Origin of the sequence: Rhodococcus sp. P1Y (genome assembly GCF_003641205.1) — a bacterium.
Classification (GTDB): Bacteria; Actinomycetota; Actinomycetes; order Mycobacteriales; family Mycobacteriaceae; genus Rhodococcoides.
Genome location: NZ_CP032762.1, coordinates 2,508,460 through 2,524,245 on the forward strand (window position 1 = coordinate 2,508,460; position 15,786 = coordinate 2,524,245).

Consider the following 15,786-nt stretch of genomic DNA (forward strand, 5'->3'; position numbering starts at 1 on the left):
TGGCGAATCAAGATCCCGACCAGACGAATGCTATGAAAGGAACACCCGTGCGTCATCCCCTCTTCGATTCCCTGACATCCGACGAGTTTCGCCGCGTCGCAGATGTCGTTCGTCGTGAGGCCATCGCGGAAAGGCCGGGGTTCGCCGCGGTCTACACCGACGAGCCGGACAAGCGACTGCTCCGTGAAGGTCACGAGATCGCACGTCGCGCAAGGGTCTTGCTGGTCGATCGCGCGTCCGGTGCGACGCACGATGTCGTCGTCGATCTCGATGCCGACGCGGTTGTCTCGTCTTCGGTGATCACCGACGGTGCGGCACCCGTCCTGCTCGAGGAGTTCGACCTCGCTCCGGACCTGATCAAACAGGATCCACGTTACGTCGAGGCGCTGGCGCTGCGCGGCATCACCGACATGGACAAGGTTCAGATCGATCCGTGGGGTGTCGGCAACATGGCTGTCCCCGGTGTGCTCGATTACCCGGTCGACGGTCGACGCCTGGCAGGCTCGGTCTCGTACTACCGCGATTTCGCCGACGACAACGGGTACGCGCACCCCATCGAAGGTGTCATCGCTGTGGTCGACCTGGTGACGCTGAAGGTGGTCGACGTCCACGACTTCGGCGTGCGGCCGATGAACGTCGAGCAGGCCAACTACACGGCGGACGCGAACCAGCCGATGCGCTCGGACGTCGCCCCGCTCGTCATCACTCAGCCCGAGGGTGTCGGCTTCAAGATCGACGGCCGCGAACTCACTTGGCAAAAGTGGCGCTTCCGGATCAACTGGCATCCGCTCGAGGGGCTGGTCCTCCACGCGGTGGAATACCTCGATGGCGACAACTACCGCTCGGTCTTGCACCGCGCGTCTCTGGGAGAGATGGTCGTGCCCTACGGCGATCCCTCCAAGGAGCACTTCTGGCGCAGCGCATTCGATGCTGGCGAGTTCGGACTCGGAAAGCTTGCCAACTCGTTGCGACTCGGCTGTGACTGCCTCGGTGAAATCGTTTACCTGGACGCGGAGAACGCCGGCGAGAACGGTGAGCCGACCACTATCGAGAACGCGATCTGCATCCACGAAGAGGACGCGGGCATTCTGTGGAAGCACACCGACTGGATGACCGGCAAGGTCGACGTACGTCGCTCACGCCGCCTGGTCGTCAGCTTCATCGCAACAGTCGGTAACTACCACTACGGCTTTTACTGGAACTTCTACCAGGACGCGTCCATTCAAATGGAGGTCAAGCTGCTCGGTATCGTGCAGACCCGCTCCGTCGAAGAGGGCGAGACTTCTGCGCACGGCACCCGCATCGCCAAGAACCTCGTGTCCAGCTACCACCAGCATCTGTTCTCGTTCCGGCTCGATCCCGAAATCGACGGGTGGCAGAACACTGTCGTTCAGAACGATGCCTACGGCGTGCCGGTCGGCCCGGAGAATCCCTACGGCAACGCAATCGGTGTCAACCGAACGGTTATCGACCGTGAATTGACCGGAGACGACCACACCAACCCGCAGTCGTCTCGCAGCTGGTCGGTCATGAACACCTCCAAGCAGAACGCGTGGGGCAATCCGGTCAGTTACAAGTTCCTGCCCGGTTGGTCGTCGGCGACCATGCTGGCGCAGGCTCCGTCACTGATTGCCAAGCGAGCCGGCTTCGCCACCCGCAACATGTGGGTGACGCCGTACTCGCCCGCAGAAATGCGCCCCTCGGGTGACTTCCCGAACCAGAGCCGGTCCGGTGACGGTCTTCCCCGTTGGACTGCGGAAAACCGCGCGACCGACAACACGGACGTGGTGCTGTGGCACACCTTGGGAGTGACACACATCCCGCGCGCCGAGGACTGGCCGGTCATGCCGACCGAGGTCGTGGGATTTCATCTGCTGCCGGTCAACTTCTTCGACGAGAACCCGGCATTGGACGTGCCGGCCTCGTCGACTGCACACGGCGAGAAAACTGCGGACGACCAGCCGGACGGCCCGTCATGTCACTGACAGCGGGGCCGGCCTCGTCTGTCGTGAACGCGCCGGTAGGACGCGAACGGAGCGAGAGCAGAACCGATCTCGTCGATACAGCTCTCCCCGCTGTTGCGATTCTGTGCCTTGTGGTGCACGTCGTTCTGCTTGTCGTCACGGGAACGTCGATGCTCGTCATGGTCGTGCCGATGCTCGTGCTGTCCAGCCTGTGCGTTGCGTTCACGTGCGGGAAGGGCAATAGCCACCGAGTTCGTGATTACGCGGTGACCGCAGGGTTCGGAGTTGCCATGCTCGCTGCGCACTGGGCTTTGACGTCGGCGTCGCTGGGCCACTCGAACCACATGGCGACTGAGGGTCCTGCAATGGATCACGCGGCGATGGGTCAGGGCTCGATGGGTCACGGGTCGATGAGTCACGGGACCGTGGGTCACGGGGCGATGGACATGGCAGGCTCCGGCAGTGTCGTGTCCGGAGGGCAGCTCGAGCTGTTGATGCAGGCCGGGTTGTTCCTCGCAGCTGTTCAGGTCCTGTTGGCAGTGGGCGCAGCGGTGCGTGCATTGCGTACCAGCGGTGAGTGAATTCATCGCCGCGACCGAGCGCGACAGCGGAAACTCCGGCGCCGACGGCGCCGGAGTTTCCGCGTCCGCGGCGACGGCACCGTCGGGTCGGGGACGTCTCCGGTTGGTCGTGATGCTCGGTGCCCTCACCGCGCTCGGCCCGTTCACCGTCGACATGTACCTGTCGGCTTTTCCGGTCATCGCAACCGAATTCGCCATATCGGAGACGGCGGTGCAGTTCACCCTGACCGGCACTCTGATCGGGTTCGCCGTCGGCCAACTGGTGATCGGTCCGATGTCGGACGCGCTCGGTAGGCGGCGTCCACTGATCGTGGCGTCGCTGCTGCACGTTGCTGCCTCGCTCGGGTGCGTAGTCGCACCGGGGATCGAGGTGCTGGCCGTACTTCGGGTAGTGCAAGGTTTCGGAGGTGCAGCCGGGGCCGTCCTGGCCATGGCCGTGGTACGAGATCTCTACCAGGGCAACGCGGCTGCGGTCATGATGTCTCGGCTGATGTTGGTGATGGGTGTGGCCCCGATCCTGGCACCGTCGATCGGCGGCCTGGTCGTCGACCTCTCGACGTGGCGCGTCATCTTCGTGGTTCTCGCAGTTCTGGGGTTGACGGCTGTCGCGATCGGGGTGTTCGCGATGCCCGAGACATTGCCCCCTGCTGCCCGGCAGCAGAACGGTGCGCGCACCGTACTGCGAAATTATGCCCACCTCGGCACGGATCGAGCCTTCGTCTCGATGGTGCTCGTGTGCGGCCTGGGCCGGGTGGTGATGTTCTCGTACATCTCGGCATCGCCGTTCGTCCTGCAAGGAAGCTTCGGCCTCACACCACAACAGTTCGGAATCGCCTTCGCGGTAGGCGCTGTCGTGTTGATCGGAGCGTCGCAGCTCAACGTCGTCGTCCTTCGTCGATGGACAACGCGAACCGTTCTGGTCTTCGCGCTGCTGATCGGCGCCGTCGTGGCTGTCGTGTTCGTGATCCTGGCCGCGACAGGTGCCGGAGGGTTGGCTGGGTTCGCGGTGCCGGTGCTGCTGATGCTGGCCGTGATGGGCTCGGTGCTGCCGAACGCCCCGGCGCAAGCACTGGCCGGCTACGGTTCCGTGGCCGGTACTGCGTCGGCCTTGATCGGCGGAGTCCAGTTCGCGTTCGCGGCGGCAGCTGCCCCCGTCGTCGGCCTGCTCGGCAACGATGCCCTCGCAGTGGCATCGATGATGGCCTTCGCGGCGTCGGCAGCGTTGGTGCTGGTTCTCGTCGGCACCACGCCATCGTCGAGGACCGCTGAGCGAGACGCGGTTGTTGCCGGTGACGCCCTCGTGTCCGAAGCTTGCGTCGTGACTGTGAGCCAGAACAACATCGAGGCCGCCGCCGAGCGGCTGACTCACGCTGCGTTCAGCGGCGAGCCCTGTCAACCGGTCCGCGACCTGATCGGGAGCGACGACGTGACGGCAGCCTATGCGGTACAGGAAATTCTCAACACTCAGCGCCTGGATTCCGGAGCGGTAGTGGTCGGCCGAAAGATCGGTTTGACATCGAAAGCTGTTCAGGCGCAATTGGGTGTCGATCGTCCCGACTTCGGAATGCTGTTCGACGACATGGCCTACGGCGCCGACTCCGTCATTTCCACCGAACGGGTGTTGCAGCCGCGTGTCGAGGCCGAGATCGCCTTCGTGCTGCGCGAAGACCTGGCCGACGGGCCCCTCGATGCAGATCGTGTCAGGCGTGCCACGGACTACGTGGTCGCCGCACTGGAGGTCTGTGGCAGCCGAATCACCAATTGGGACATCAGTTTTGCAGACACCGTGGCCGACAATGCGTCGGCAGGCGCGTACGTACTCGGTGAGCGGAAAGTGCCCCTCGGGGATCTGGACCTCACCGAGGTAGCGATGACCATGTCCATCGATGGATCTCAGGTGTCCGAGGGCACAGGTGCCGCCTGCCTCGGCGATCCGGTTGCGGCCGTGGTGTGGCTGGCGCAGACCGCGAGCGATCTCGGCCGCCCTCTGCGTGCTGGGCAGGTCGTTCTGTCCGGAGCTCTGGGTCCGATGCGTGCGGTCGCAGCAGGGCAGTCGGTCACGGCAACCCTGAGCGGCCTCGGATCGGTGAGCGCTTCCTTCCAGTAGTAAACCGGGACAACCCTTTTCCGTGTATCGAACTCCGGGAGCGGGTTGCACTCACAACGTGTCACGTCAGAAGGAGAACAATGTCGTCGATTCGCCTCTCGGAAACCGCACGCGCGGCTTTCGTCCCCAGTGGGGAGTATCAGCAGTTCATCGGTGGCGACTGGGTCAGTGGCCGCAGCACCTTCGACGCGATCGACCCCAGTGTCGGTAGTGCCTGGGCTGTCCTGCCGCAGGGAACGGCCGCGGATGCGCAGTCTGCCGTGTCGGCCGCCGTCCGTGCCTTCGGCCAGTGGCGCAGGACGACGCAGGATCAGCGACAGGCAATCCTGCTGTCGATCGCGGATCGCTTCGAGTCCGACGGCGAACGGTTCGGCGCCTTGCTGGCGACCGAGAACGGACGACCGGTCCGCGAAGCAGGTATTGCCGACATCCCTACGGTAGCAGCAATTTTCAGATTCTACGCCGGCGTCATCCGCGCCTTCAACGGCGAGCAGATTCCGCTGGCGAACGCCGATACCCTGCTCTACACCAAGCGTGAACCCCTCGGCGTGGTCGCGGCGATCATCTCGTGGAATTCGCCGTTGATCACCTTCGCCAACAAGGTGGCACCCGCACTCGCCGCCGGCAACACCGTGGTCGTCAAGCCCTCGGAGTACGCGTCTGCGAGCATTCTCGCAGTTCACCCGGTTGATCGGGGACCTACTGCCGGCGGGTGTGTTGAACATCGTGACCGGTCTCGGCCCCGAGACCGGAGCGGCGTTGGTCTCGCACCCCGATGTAGCCAAGATCACGTTCACCGGCGGACCGGAAACCGCGCGAGCAATTCTCGGATCTGCGGCCCGCACATTGCGGCCGAGTTTGATGGAGCTCGGCGGTAAGGGGCCGATGATCGTCGCTGCCGACGCAGACCTCGACCTCGCGGTTCAAGACGCGCTCATGGGGATCTATCTTGCGAACGGACAGGCCTGCATCGCGGCCTCACGTCTTCTTCTGCACGACGAGATTCACGACGAATTCGTCGAGCGGTTCGCTGCCGTGGCACGGAAGATCAAGGTGGGCGATGCGACGGATCCGAGCAGCGAGATGGGGCCGCTCGTGTCGAGTCGTCAACTCGAACTGGTCAGCGGGCACGTAGAACGGGCGCGCGCGGAGGGGGTCTCCGTAGTCGTCGGAGACGAACCTCTGGACCTCGACGACTCCCTGCGCGGCGGTTTCTATCATCGGCCGGTCCTGCTGGCCGACCCGAAGGGCCAGGCCACGATCGTGCGAACCGAGGTTTTCGGTCCGGTCACCGTCGCGGAACGATACCGAACCGACGAGGAAGCGATTGCCCGCGCAAACGCATCGCCGTACGGCTTGGCGGCCGGAGTGTGGACACAGAACCTGCGCCGCGCACACCAGTTCGCAGATCAATTGGACGCAGGAATCGTGTGGGTGAACCGATGGTTCGATCTGCCGCCCGGGATGCCGATGGGCGGCCGGGGTGACAGTGGGTTCGGACGTGAGTTGTCGTTCGAGACGCTGCGTGAGTACTCCGCAGTCAAGTCGGTCAACATCGATCTCGGAGGCGATCGGCCACCGCTGTGGGGATTGGCCGGGCAGTAGCGACGCGGTCGTCGGTGGCGTGATTTGCTGTGGGTATGAACGTTGCCGACGACTCGACGGAACATGAATCCGATCAGTCCACCAGAGATCGTCTGCTGGATGCAGCCATCGATATCGCCGGCGAGACGGGTGTGCAGGCTGTCACCTACCGAGCAGTGGCAGCCCGTGTCGGTATGGCGCACGGATTGGTCCGGCATCATTTCGGCACCCGAGAGCAGTTGCTGATCGAGGCATTTCGTCGCGCGGCGACGCAGGATTCGGACGAAGTAGGACTGGAGGCGAACTCGATCGACGAGTTCGCCTCCAATCTTGTTCCAACATTGAATACTTCGCGTAAACGCCAGTTGCTTCAATACGACGAGACCACTCAGGCCGTCCGCGGTAACCTACCGATCGAAAATGTCCGTGGGCTGTACCGGAGATACGCGGCTCAAGTCCGAAACACGCTCGACAATGCCGGCGTGCCCGACCCCGACGGCAGCATCTCCGAGCTGGTGTTCTCGGCGCTGGATGGACTGGTGATGCAGCATATGGTGTTCTCCGACGACGCCAGAACCTCGCAGCTGCTGGAGCAGCTGCGAGAGGTCCTCAGACGCCTGGCGACGAGCCGATCGATCAGTGATTAGCCGTGAATTCGGTGTCGACTCCCAACGGCCCCAATTTCTGAGATCCGCCGGGATCGCCGATCGCTTCGCTTCGTCCTGGCAACGGCTCATTGAAGAAAGCGATCGAATCCGCGACGAATTCTGCGAGCTCGGGATCCTTGCGCGCCTTTCGGTCTACGAAGACCGCGTCGACCGGGCACTCCACTTCGCATGCGCCGCAGTCGATGCACTCGTTGGGGTTGATGTAGCTGCGGCGGTCGCCGATGTAGATGCAGTCCACAGGACACACTTCGATGCACGACCGATCGAGCTGATCGATGCAATTGATTCCGATGACGTACGACATAGTTGTTCCTCCTGCTGTAGTGCGGCGCTCAAGCGCCGTCGGTCGAATGTCCGGGGAAGAGCACGAGGTCGGGGTCGAGGTCGACCGCAACATGGTTCATCGCGGTTGCAACCTCTCCGAATCCGACCGACATGAGCTTGACCTTTCCGTCGTAGTCGGTCACGTCACCGGCGGCGTAGACGCGCGGCAGATTGGTTCGCCCCGAACGGTCCACTGCGATGGAACGACCCCGCAGTTCGAGGTTCCACTCGCGGATCGGGCCGAGATTGCTGATGAAGCCGAGAGCAGCGATCACATGATCGGCCGCGACGACGGTTTCCTCGCCGCTCTTCGCCCGCAGCGACACCTTCGACAGAGACCCCGTTTCCAGATCGCCCAGCAGAGCAAGGACTTCCGTGTCCGTGTGGATCGCGACCTTGCCCGAACGGACGCGGTCGAGAGTCGCGGCATGACCTCGGAACGTGGCTCGGCGGTGGACCAGGGTGACCGATCGGGCGATCGAAGCCAGAGCATCGGCCCAGTCGAGCGCGGAGTCGCCACCACCGACGATGACTACATCCTGGTCGGCATGAACGGTGGGATCGGTGACGAAGTAGGAGAGCGCAGATCCGAGCCATTCGCTACCGGTCTCCATCGCCCGTGGCGTCGGGGTACCGATACCGGCCGTCAGCACCACGGCACCGGCACGAACGATTGTGCCGTCGTCGAGTGTCAAGACCGGCAGGCCGTCTTCGTGAGTGAGCTCGATTGCCTGGCGGCCGAGCAGGTAGGTCGGCGAGAAGGCACCTGCCTGTTCGACGAGATTGGCGACGAAATCACGGCCCCGGATCGACGGCAGGGCGGCCACGTCTCGAATCTGCTTCTCCGGGTACAGGGCCATCACCTGCCCGCCCGCTTGGGGGAGTGCGTCGATGACTACGGTCTCCAGCCCGCGAAAGCCGGCGTAATACGCGCCGTAGAGTCCGGTCGGGCCAGCGCCGACGATGGCGACGTCGGTCGTGACGACCGAGGGCTGAATGGTCATCGGGTCTCCTTCGAGTTCGTTGTGTCCAACGGACAGTAGGAGCCACCGTCGGATACATCACGTGGATTGGACCGCTGAGCGGAACAGGGAGGTCTTCTTCGACCGAGGACGCCGGGTGCGGAGACAAATTCCGGTAGGCGGACCGCTTCGATTGTGGTGTCCGCAGCGCAGTGATGTGCTGTGCCGACTCGGAGCGATCAGACGAGAAGTCGATCGCTTCCCACGATACGAGTGAACTGCACCTGGAGAGCACCTATGAGCGAGACGCTGGAACCCCGCGCGGCGTCGACGGTATCGCGCCCTACCGTCGCGCAACCGCCGAAAGAAGCGGACCGAGTGAAGACGCCGGCCCAGAAGAAGAAGGACGGCAACCTGCCCGGCAGGCAGGACTGGTCGAGTTGGCCCCTGTATCAGGCAGCCGGAGCAGGCTTCCGAGGCTACTGGTACCCCGTGGTGTTCTCGTCCAAGGTCGGCGAGCGTCCCGTACGGGTCAAGCTGCTCGGTGAGGACATCTTCGTCATCCGCGACCGCGGCGTCGTTCGAGGAATGGCCAACCGGTGCCCCCACCGCGGAGTGCCGCTGAGTTACGGAAACAAGCAGTTTCCCGGCACGATCTCGTGTGTCTACCACGGCTGGACCTTCGACCTCGAGAGCGGCGACCTCAAGGCCGCAATCACCGATGGTCCCAAGTCGCCGATCTGCGGCAAGGTCACCCAACCGACCTACCACGTCGAGGAACGACTGGGAATGGTGTGGATTTTCGTCGGCGACGGTGAAGAGCCACACCCCATCGACGAGCAGCTGCCCGAGGAACTCGTCAGCAACGCGGCCGTGATCGGTTCGCGGATCATGCCGCGAGAAGGTAACTGGCGCTTCGCCTGCGAGAACGGTTACGACGAGGGGCACGCGAAATACCTGCACCGAACGGCGCTGTGGCGACTGTTCAAGGCCATGCCGGTGTGGAACACCACCAAGATCGTCAAGCGAGGTCGCTGGATCTACCGAGTCCAGCTGGAACAGTTCTGGGATGCGGACTTCCCCGGGCTCGGCAAGTGGACCGGTAAGGCCTGGTTCAAGAGCAATCCGCCGAAGACCACCACGAACATCGGCAACACCGGTTCGCACCGTGAGGTGAACGAAGTGATTGCGGCACAGGAGTTCCCAGGTTTCGCGTCGGTGAGTATGCCGGGCGTTCTGCGGATTGCCTACCCCACCTTCATTCACTACGAGTTCTACGTGCCGGTCGACGAGGACAACCACCTCTACGTAGGAGTGATGGCGGACTTCCAGAAGGGGTGGAAGACCATCCCCTTCTACTTCAAGTATCTCGGAGCGGTCCGGTGGCTGTTCCACGGTCAGTTCTCGAGCCAGGACAAGTGGATGGTCGAGGTGACCGATGCGCCGCCGGAGAAGCTGTACCGGCCGGACGACTCGCTGCTGCAGTGGCGCAAGCTCGCCGAGGACACGACAGAGGACCGCATCGATGCCTTGGCCGAACAGGGCATCGACGTACCGACCCCGAACTGATCTCATCCTCTGATCCGAGCTCGACCGAAGGAGCAAAACATGTCAATCGTGCTGGGAATCGGGGCGTCTCATTCCACGTTGATGAACACCCACTGGGACAAGGTGGTTCACACCGACCGCGCCGAGGCGTTTCGGGACGGACTGGCGACGGCCCGCGACCGCATCGTCGAAGCACGTCCGGACGTCGTGGTTCTGGTGGGATCCAATCACTTCCGGGGTTTCTGGCTGGACCTGATTCCGTCGTTCACCATGGGCGTCGGCGAGGTGATTGCCGCAGGTGACGGCGGAACACCGAAGGGGCCGCAGAAGACCGATCCCGAGTTCGCTCGTACGTTGGCGCAGCACCTCGTCGATGCCGGCACCGAGGTCGCCATTTCGGCACGCCTGCAGATCGACCATGGACAGTCCCACGCAATCCAGTACCTACTCGACGGAATCGACGTTCCGGTAGTGCCGTTGGTGGTCAACGTCTTTGCTGCGCCCCTGCCGACACTTCCTCGCGTTGCTGAGCTCGGTCGCAATATCGCACGGGCCATCGAGAGCATCGGTGATCGCCGTGTCGTCGTCGTCGCGTCGGGCGGACTGTCACATCAGCTGCCCTGGCCCAGTGACTGGACCGCTCCCGAGGGAGAGGACGAGGAGTTCCTGGTCGAGGCCTGGTTGAACGGGCGCGGCGAGTGGGAGCGATACGACAAGCGGCGACGGGAGATCATCGTCGGTGCGCAACCGACCATATTCCCGGAATTCGACGAACAGTTTCTGCGCGACCTCGAACACGGCGATCTGCAGAAGTACACCCAGTGGACATCCGAGCAGATCGCCGAAAACGCAGGAAACGGTGGCCAAGAGCTACGAACGTGGCTGATGATGGCTGCTGCTCTCGGCTTCGCGCCGGGCAAGACTCTTGCGTATTCGCCGATGCCCGAATGGTTGACGGGAATGGGCGTGGCCGTGATCGAACCCCAATCCTTGCCAGGAGAGAAGAACTCATGACTGTCGCATCACCGGTTGCGGTCGAGAAGTCGCCCGCCGCTTCGGCACCCCCGGAAAGCCGCTTCATCCAAGCGGACGGTGCCACCTACCACTACTACGACATCGGCACCGGGCAGGACACGATCTTCCTGCACGGTGGCGGCCCAGGATGCACCGCGTGGAGTGACTTCGGTCCCGTCGCACCGTATTTCGAGGCAGACCGACGCTGTGTCCTGGTCGACATCCTGCAATACGGGCAGTCGGAGAAGTGCCTGATCAATGGCCCGATGTGGGACTTCCATGCGGCCAAGACCGTGGCGCTGATGGACGCACTCGGCATCGAACAAGCTGACTTCGTCTGTAACTCATGGGGCGGAACGATCGCGCTGAACGTGGCGGCGCTGTACCCCGAACGTGTTCGCTCACTGGTCATCACCGGCAGTATGCCGGTGTTCTACGGTCCGTTGGCCCCACTCCCCGAGCGCGGTCATCGCGGACGGACAGCACGGGACGTCTACTACGGCGGTGAGGGCCCTACACGGGAGAAGATGCGGACACTGATCACTCGTCTGGAATGGTGTGACGCCGATCGTCTCCCCGAGGAGACCCTGGACATGCGCTACCAGCAGAGCCTCGATCCCGAGGAAACGGCACTGGCGGCGATGTCGGACAGCCCGCGCGGCGAATGGCAGGACCTGACACAGCAGTTGGGCCTGATCGAGGCACCCACCTTGTTCATCTGGGGCCGCGAGGATGCATTCCTCACGCCCGACTATCCGATGATGCTCGCACGCATGATCAAGCGCGGAAATCTGCATGTCATGGACAACGTCTCGCACCATCTGCAGGAAGAGCGACCCGCGGCGTACCACGCCGTGGTCAATGGATTCTTCACTGCCAGCCAACATCCCTGATCGAGCGAACGAGGACACCGTCGTGAAGATTCTGTACATACCGCTTGCCATCGGTTCGGCGCTCGGCGCACTGCGCTACTTCAGCGGTCGCCTGGCCACCCACCAGCGTCTGATCCCGAACCCGTTGGCTCGCGTCAACACCCAAGTACATCGCATCAATCAATAGCACCGTATCGACTGAGTAGGAGCATCCAACGTGACGCAGGAACTCGCACGAACAATTTGGACTGAACTGGCGGGGCTGGACTTCAGTGTCAGCACCATCGACGCAGGTGGCATCCCCACTCGATCGCTTCGGGCCGGTAACGGTGCCGAGCACGTCGTGTTCTTACACGGCACCAGCGGTCACCTGGAAGCGTTCGCCCAGAACATCAAGGCACACGCAGAGCGCTACACCGTTCACGCAATCGACATGCTCGGCCACGGCTACACCGGAAAGCCGGACTACCCGTACGAAATCCCGCGTTACCGCGATCATTTGCTCGCGTACTTCGATGCCGTCGGTATCGACAAGGCGCATATCGGGGGAGAGTCACTGGGAGGCTGGGTCGGCGGCAGGACCGCAATCGACAATCCCGAACGCATCGCCTCGCTGCAGATGATCGCAGCCGGTGGAACCGTGGCCAACCCGGAGGTCATGGATCGCATTCGCACGAGCACGCGAAAGGCCGTCGAGACCGACGATGTGGAGCTCACACGCCGTCGGATGCAGTTGCTCATGCACGACCCGGCCAACGCGAGCGAGGAATTGATCTCGGTTCGTCACACCATCTACCACCAGCCTGATTTCGTCGCAGGTATCGACAATCTCCTGTCGTTGCAGAACATGGAGACTCGGCTGCGGAACATCCTCACACCCGAGGACCTCGCCCAGATCACAGTTCCCACACTGGTCGTCTGGGGTCGCAACAACCCGTTCGGGGACATCCCGGAAGCAAACGCGATGCACCAGAACATCGCCGGATCCGAGCTTCTGTTGTTCGACAACTGTGGACACTGGCCCCAGCGTGAGCACGCGGACGAGTACAACGCGGCCAGTCTCGCGTTCCTCGAGAAGCACCCGATCGCATGAGTGGAACGATGCGCGCAGCCCGTGTGCACGCGTGGGGACAGGCACCTGTCGTCGAAGACGTCGATGTACCCGTACCGGCACCGGGGGAGGCGCTCGTCCGCGTCGAGGCCGCATCGGTGGCGCACCTCGATGTGACCGTCGCCAGTGGTGAGTTCGGTATCAAGCCGACGCTTCCCTACACCGGAGGCGTGGAGGGCAGCGGCGTCGTCGTCGAGTCGGCCGTCTTCGAGCCCGGAACCAAAGTGGTACTGCGCGGCGGCGGCCTGGGACTGTTCAAGAACGGAACCTGGGCCGAGTACGTCGTCGTCAAGGACAAGGCGTTGGTCGAGGTGCCCCAGGGTCTCTCGCCCGAGGTCGCTGCGACGTTCTGGGTACCGACGACGACCGCCCACGCTGCACTCGTCGACGTCGGCCGACTCGGCTCGTGGTTGCCCGATGTCGGCAGCGCGGCCGAGGAACACGTCATCGTGGCCGGTGCCGCCGGGGCCGTCGGCTCGATGGTCACTCAGTTGGCCCTGCGACACGGAGCCAAGGTGACGGCCCTCGTGGCCGACCGCGAGCAGGCTTCGCGAGTCGCTGACGGAGCCACCGCATTGGTCGCCGACGATGACGAGCAGTTCGCCGAACTGGCGAAGCAACGCCCGGCCACCTTGCTGGTGGACACGCTGGGCGGGTCTAATCTCATCGTCCGATCCCGTTGGGTGCGCCCCGGCGGCCGCGCGGTTTCGATCGGATACGTCACCGGCAACGACGTGTCGATCGGGCTGTCGAACTGGCTGCTCGACGACGTTGCACTGTTGCCGGTCAACATGATTCGTCGCGAGGAGTCGGCGCGTGCCACAGTTCCCGAACTTGCTGCTCTGTTGGCGGCGGGAGATCTGACGCTCGATTACGAGAGCTTCACGTTGGACGAGACCGGGATCGCGCTCGACAAGCTCGGCGCAGGAAAGGTCCGTGGACGAGCGGTGGTCATTCCCAAGTGACGACAATGAGCAGAAGGGACTCCGCCGACGACGCAATCGAGCGCGTTCTCGCACATCTCACGCGAGAACGTCTGCTCGCTGCCGTCCGTGCGATGGTGGACATTGCCAGCCCCACGGGCGGGGAGGCGCCGTTGGCCGAGTGGATCACGTCGAATCTGGCGTCGGCCGGGGTCGATGCCGAGGTTCAACGCATCGACGCGAGCCAGGCGAACGCCGTCGCGACCATCCCCGGCAGCGACGGACCGTCCCTTCTGCTCTACGCCCCGATCGATACGTTCACCACCGGTGACCCCTCGCTCGACATCCCGGGCGCGGCGGTGTCGTGGCGGCCGGATCTTGCACCGCAGTCGGTGGTCTCGGGCGACATCGTCGAGGGACTCGGAGCCGGTAATCCCAAGGGCCACGGGGCTGTGGTGCTGGCTGTGCTGCATGCGTTGCACGCAGCCGGCGTCGCTCCGCCCGGAGACGTCGTGGGAGGCTTCGGAGCCGGCGGAATGCCCAGTTTCGCAGTGTCGGGAGTCGGCGCGCCGGACCGCACGAACACCGGTCACGGGGTCGGCGCGGGGTTTATGCTCGAGCGCGGCTACACCACCGACTTCGCCGTCATAGCCAAGCCCGGTTGGACGGTTCTGCACGAGGAGGTCGGGCTCGTGTGGATCGACGTGACCGTGCACGGGCGGCATACCTACGTCGGCAGCCGCCATCGAATTCCGTACAGCAATGCGGTCGCGTCGGCCGGCCGCGTGGCCATCGCCCTCGAAGACTGGCTGGAGGGGTACGCACAGCGCCACCGATACGCGACGATGACGCCGCAAGGAGTGGTTTCGTCGATCAGTGGCGGCCTGCGACGACTCGCGGCGTCGACCCCTGCTGCAGTGACGCTCAGGCTCGATCTGAGGCTGACGACCCAGCAGACGCCGGCCACGGTGCTGCGGGAAGTGCGCGCCATGTTGGCCGGTGTGAGCGAGCAGCTCGGCGTAGAGGTGTCCGCACGAGCGGTGGCGGCCATTCCTGCGACCTGCACGTCCCCCGACTCGCCGGTGATCGCGGCGGCTATCGAAGCGTTCGAGACCGTGTCCGGTTCACCTCACGAGGTCGTCATGGACAACAGCGGGGCAACCGACGCAAACATTCTACGCATGCGCGGCGTGCCCACCGCCAGGGTCGGGATGCCGAAAGTGGCTGCGGTGCCGGATGGTTCGAGCATCGACTTCACGCGCGGCATGAACCTGGTCGACGTCCGGGAGATGGCGCGGTTGGCAGAGATTCTGATCCGGACCGTGTTCCTTCTCCCTTCGAAAGCCGACAGTGCCCGGACGGAATGACTGCGCCACACCCAGCGTCGCGAACTCCGTGCTGGGGAAGACTCGGTTGATTCTCGAAGCATTTCGACTCGACGACGACAGTCTCACGTTGACCGAACTGGCGCAGCGCACACAGATATCGAAGGCATCGGTCCACAGGCTGAGCCGTGAACTCCTCGAGTGGGGAATGCTGGAGCGGTCCGGCCTCGAATATCGCCTCGGGATGCGAGCTTTCGAGTTGGGTAGCCGTGTCCCGAGATTGCGGGTTCTGCGCGACGCCGTCCGGCCGTTCATGGAGACACTGCATCACCGCACTCATGAGACAGTGCATCTGGCGGTGCTCGACGGGCACGAAGTGCTGTACCTGGAAAAGGTCGCCGGCGGTCCCACTTCCGCGCGCCCGTCACGGATCGCGGGGCGGCTTCCGTTGCACTCGACGGCCACCGGGAAAGTGCTGCTCGCTTTCGGGCAGCCGAAGCTGTTCAACGATCTGCTCGCCAGGGGCCCGCTGGAGCGGGTGACACCGGCGACGATCGTCCTACCGGGCATGTTGGCCGAACAACTTCGTCGAGCGCGCTCGGATGGGTACGCATCCGAGCGGGAAGAGATGACCGCGGGTTACTGCTCGGTTGCAGCACCGATTTTCGGGCCCACCGGCCTGCTGTTGGCGGCAGTGTCGTTGACCGCGTCGGCCGCCCGCGCGGACCTGCCGCAGTTGGCCGCGCTGGTGAAGTCGCTGAGCGACAACGTGTCTGCTACCGGCGCGGTCAACTGATTCGACA

At 63.8% G+C, this 15,786-nt stretch carries 16 protein-coding genes; 14 read left to right on the forward strand and 2 right to left on the reverse strand.

The genetic code is table 11. The features are described 5' to 3' along the window. The first annotated feature begins 47 nt into the window (after positions 1 to 47). The 6 genes from D8W71_RS11795 (at position 48) to D8W71_RS11815 (ending at position 6,883) form a co-directional block, all read left to right on the forward strand. Positions 48 to 1,985, forward strand: coding sequence for a primary-amine oxidase (locus D8W71_RS11795; protein WP_161965454.1), 1,938 nt, complete (start codon positions 48 to 50; stop codon positions 1,983 to 1,985). After that, entirely contained in the window at positions 1,976 to 2,545 is a 570-nt protein-coding gene (locus D8W71_RS11800; protein ID WP_121113699.1) for a hypothetical protein, read from the forward strand. The genes D8W71_RS11795 and D8W71_RS11800 overlap by 10 nt, the downstream gene beginning before the upstream one ends. After that, on the forward strand, positions 2,538 to 4,652 hold the full coding sequence (locus tag D8W71_RS28250; RefSeq protein WP_161965455.1) for a Bcr/CflA family efflux MFS transporter: 2,115 nt from the start codon (positions 2,538 to 2,540) through the stop codon (positions 4,650 to 4,652). Before D8W71_RS11800 ends, D8W71_RS28250 begins: the two co-directional genes overlap by 8 nt. 80 nt (positions 4,653 to 4,732) lie before the next feature. Then, the gene (locus D8W71_RS28170; RefSeq protein ID WP_442972029.1) at positions 4,733 to 5,530 is read left to right on the forward strand and encodes an aldehyde dehydrogenase family protein; all 798 of its coding nucleotides are present in this window, start codon (positions 4,733 to 4,735) and stop codon (positions 5,528 to 5,530) included. Then, on the forward strand, positions 5,412 to 6,257 hold the full coding sequence (locus D8W71_RS28175; protein ID WP_442972047.1) for an aldehyde dehydrogenase family protein: 846 nt from the start codon (positions 5,412 to 5,414) through the stop codon (positions 6,255 to 6,257). Before D8W71_RS28170 ends, D8W71_RS28175 begins: the two co-directional genes overlap by 119 nt. Before the next feature lie 35 nt (positions 6,258 to 6,292). Further along, the gene (locus D8W71_RS11815; RefSeq protein WP_121113701.1) at positions 6,293 to 6,883 is read left to right on the forward strand and encodes a TetR/AcrR family transcriptional regulator; all 591 of its coding nucleotides are present in this window, start codon (positions 6,293 to 6,295) and stop codon (positions 6,881 to 6,883) included. Here the strand turns inward: D8W71_RS11815 and D8W71_RS11820 are convergent. Together D8W71_RS11820 and D8W71_RS11825 are read right to left on the reverse strand one after the other, a co-directional pair. Beyond that, positions 6,873 to 7,208, reverse strand: coding sequence for an indolepyruvate ferredoxin oxidoreductase subunit alpha (locus D8W71_RS11820; protein ID WP_121113703.1), 336 nt, complete (start codon positions 7,206 to 7,208; stop codon positions 6,873 to 6,875). The genes D8W71_RS11815 and D8W71_RS11820 overlap by 11 nt on opposite strands. 28 nt (positions 7,209 to 7,236) lie before the next feature. After that, on the reverse strand, positions 7,237 to 8,232 hold the full coding sequence (locus tag D8W71_RS11825) for an NAD(P)/FAD-dependent oxidoreductase (protein WP_121113705.1): 996 nt from the start codon (positions 8,230 to 8,232) through the stop codon (positions 7,237 to 7,239). 255 nt (positions 8,233 to 8,487) lie between these two features. On the opposite strand from D8W71_RS11825, the gene D8W71_RS11830 reads away from it, so the two are divergent. Genes D8W71_RS11830 through D8W71_RS11860 form a run of 8 tightly spaced genes read left to right on the forward strand, consistent with a single transcriptional unit; the run spans position 8,488 to position 15,779 of the window. Next, on the forward strand, positions 8,488 to 9,759 hold the full coding sequence (locus tag D8W71_RS11830) for a Rieske 2Fe-2S domain-containing protein (protein WP_121113707.1): 1,272 nt from the start codon (positions 8,488 to 8,490) through the stop codon (positions 9,757 to 9,759). Between the two features lie 39 nt (positions 9,760 to 9,798). Beyond that, entirely contained in the window at positions 9,799 to 10,752 is a 954-nt protein-coding gene (locus D8W71_RS11835) for a catechol 1,2-dioxygenase (RefSeq protein ID WP_121113709.1), read from the forward strand. Beyond that, entirely contained in the window at positions 10,749 to 11,645 is an 897-nt protein-coding gene (locus D8W71_RS11840; RefSeq protein WP_121113710.1) for an alpha/beta fold hydrolase, read from the forward strand. Before D8W71_RS11835 ends, D8W71_RS11840 begins: the two co-directional genes overlap by 4 nt. A gap of 22 nt (positions 11,646 to 11,667) precedes the next feature. Then, entirely contained in the window at positions 11,668 to 11,811 is a 144-nt protein-coding gene (locus tag D8W71_RS27360; RefSeq protein WP_153275372.1) for a hypothetical protein, read from the forward strand. A 30-nt stretch (positions 11,812 to 11,841) separates the two neighbouring features. Then, positions 11,842 to 12,717 (forward strand): alpha/beta fold hydrolase, encoded by an 876-nt coding sequence (locus D8W71_RS11845; protein ID WP_121113712.1) that lies wholly within the window; start codon positions 11,842 to 11,844, stop codon positions 12,715 to 12,717. After that, positions 12,714 to 13,700, forward strand: coding sequence for a quinone oxidoreductase family protein (locus D8W71_RS11850; RefSeq protein ID WP_236077848.1), 987 nt, complete (start codon positions 12,714 to 12,716; stop codon positions 13,698 to 13,700). Before D8W71_RS11845 ends, D8W71_RS11850 begins: the two co-directional genes overlap by 4 nt. Before the next feature lie 5 nt (positions 13,701 to 13,705). Further along, positions 13,706 to 15,025 (forward strand): M20 family metallopeptidase, encoded by a 1,320-nt coding sequence (locus D8W71_RS11855; RefSeq protein WP_121113714.1) that lies wholly within the window; start codon positions 13,706 to 13,708, stop codon positions 15,023 to 15,025. 28 nt (positions 15,026 to 15,053) lie between these two features. Next, the gene (locus tag D8W71_RS11860; protein WP_161965456.1) at positions 15,054 to 15,779 is read left to right on the forward strand and encodes an IclR family transcriptional regulator; all 726 of its coding nucleotides are present in this window, start codon (positions 15,054 to 15,056) and stop codon (positions 15,777 to 15,779) included. Positions 15,780 to 15,786 lie beyond the last annotated feature (7 nt).

What these genes read in the sequence shown, in the direction of transcription:
- D8W71_RS11855 (WP_121113714.1), top strand. Translation starts at nt 13,706, where the DNA reads ATGAGCAGAAGGGACTCCGCCGACGACGCAATCGAGCGCGTTCTCGCA.
- D8W71_RS11800 (WP_121113699.1), top strand. Translation starts at nt 1,976, where the DNA reads ATGTCACTGACAGCGGGGCCGGCCTCGTCTGTCGTGAACGCGCCGGTA.
- D8W71_RS11835 (WP_121113709.1), top strand. Translation starts at nt 9,799, where the DNA reads ATGTCAATCGTGCTGGGAATCGGGGCGTCTCATTCCACGTTGATGAAC.
- D8W71_RS11840 (WP_121113710.1), top strand. Translation starts at nt 10,749, where the DNA reads ATGACTGTCGCATCACCGGTTGCGGTCGAGAAGTCGCCCGCCGCTTCG.
- D8W71_RS11825 (WP_121113705.1), bottom strand. Translation starts at nt 8,232, where the DNA reads ATGACCATTCAGCCCTCGGTCGTCACGACCGACGTCGCCATCGTCGGC.
- D8W71_RS28170 (WP_442972029.1), top strand. Translation starts at nt 4,733, where the DNA reads ATGTCGTCGATTCGCCTCTCGGAAACCGCACGCGCGGCTTTCGTCCCC.
- D8W71_RS11830 (WP_121113707.1), top strand. Translation starts at nt 8,488, where the DNA reads ATGAGCGAGACGCTGGAACCCCGCGCGGCGTCGACGGTATCGCGCCCT.
- D8W71_RS11820 (WP_121113703.1), bottom strand. Translation starts at nt 7,208, where the DNA reads ATGTCGTACGTCATCGGAATCAATTGCATCGATCAGCTCGATCGGTCG.
- D8W71_RS11815 (WP_121113701.1), top strand. Translation starts at nt 6,293, where the DNA reads ATGAACGTTGCCGACGACTCGACGGAACATGAATCCGATCAGTCCACC.
- D8W71_RS11850 (WP_236077848.1), top strand. Translation starts at nt 12,714, where the DNA reads ATGAGTGGAACGATGCGCGCAGCCCGTGTGCACGCGTGGGGACAGGCA.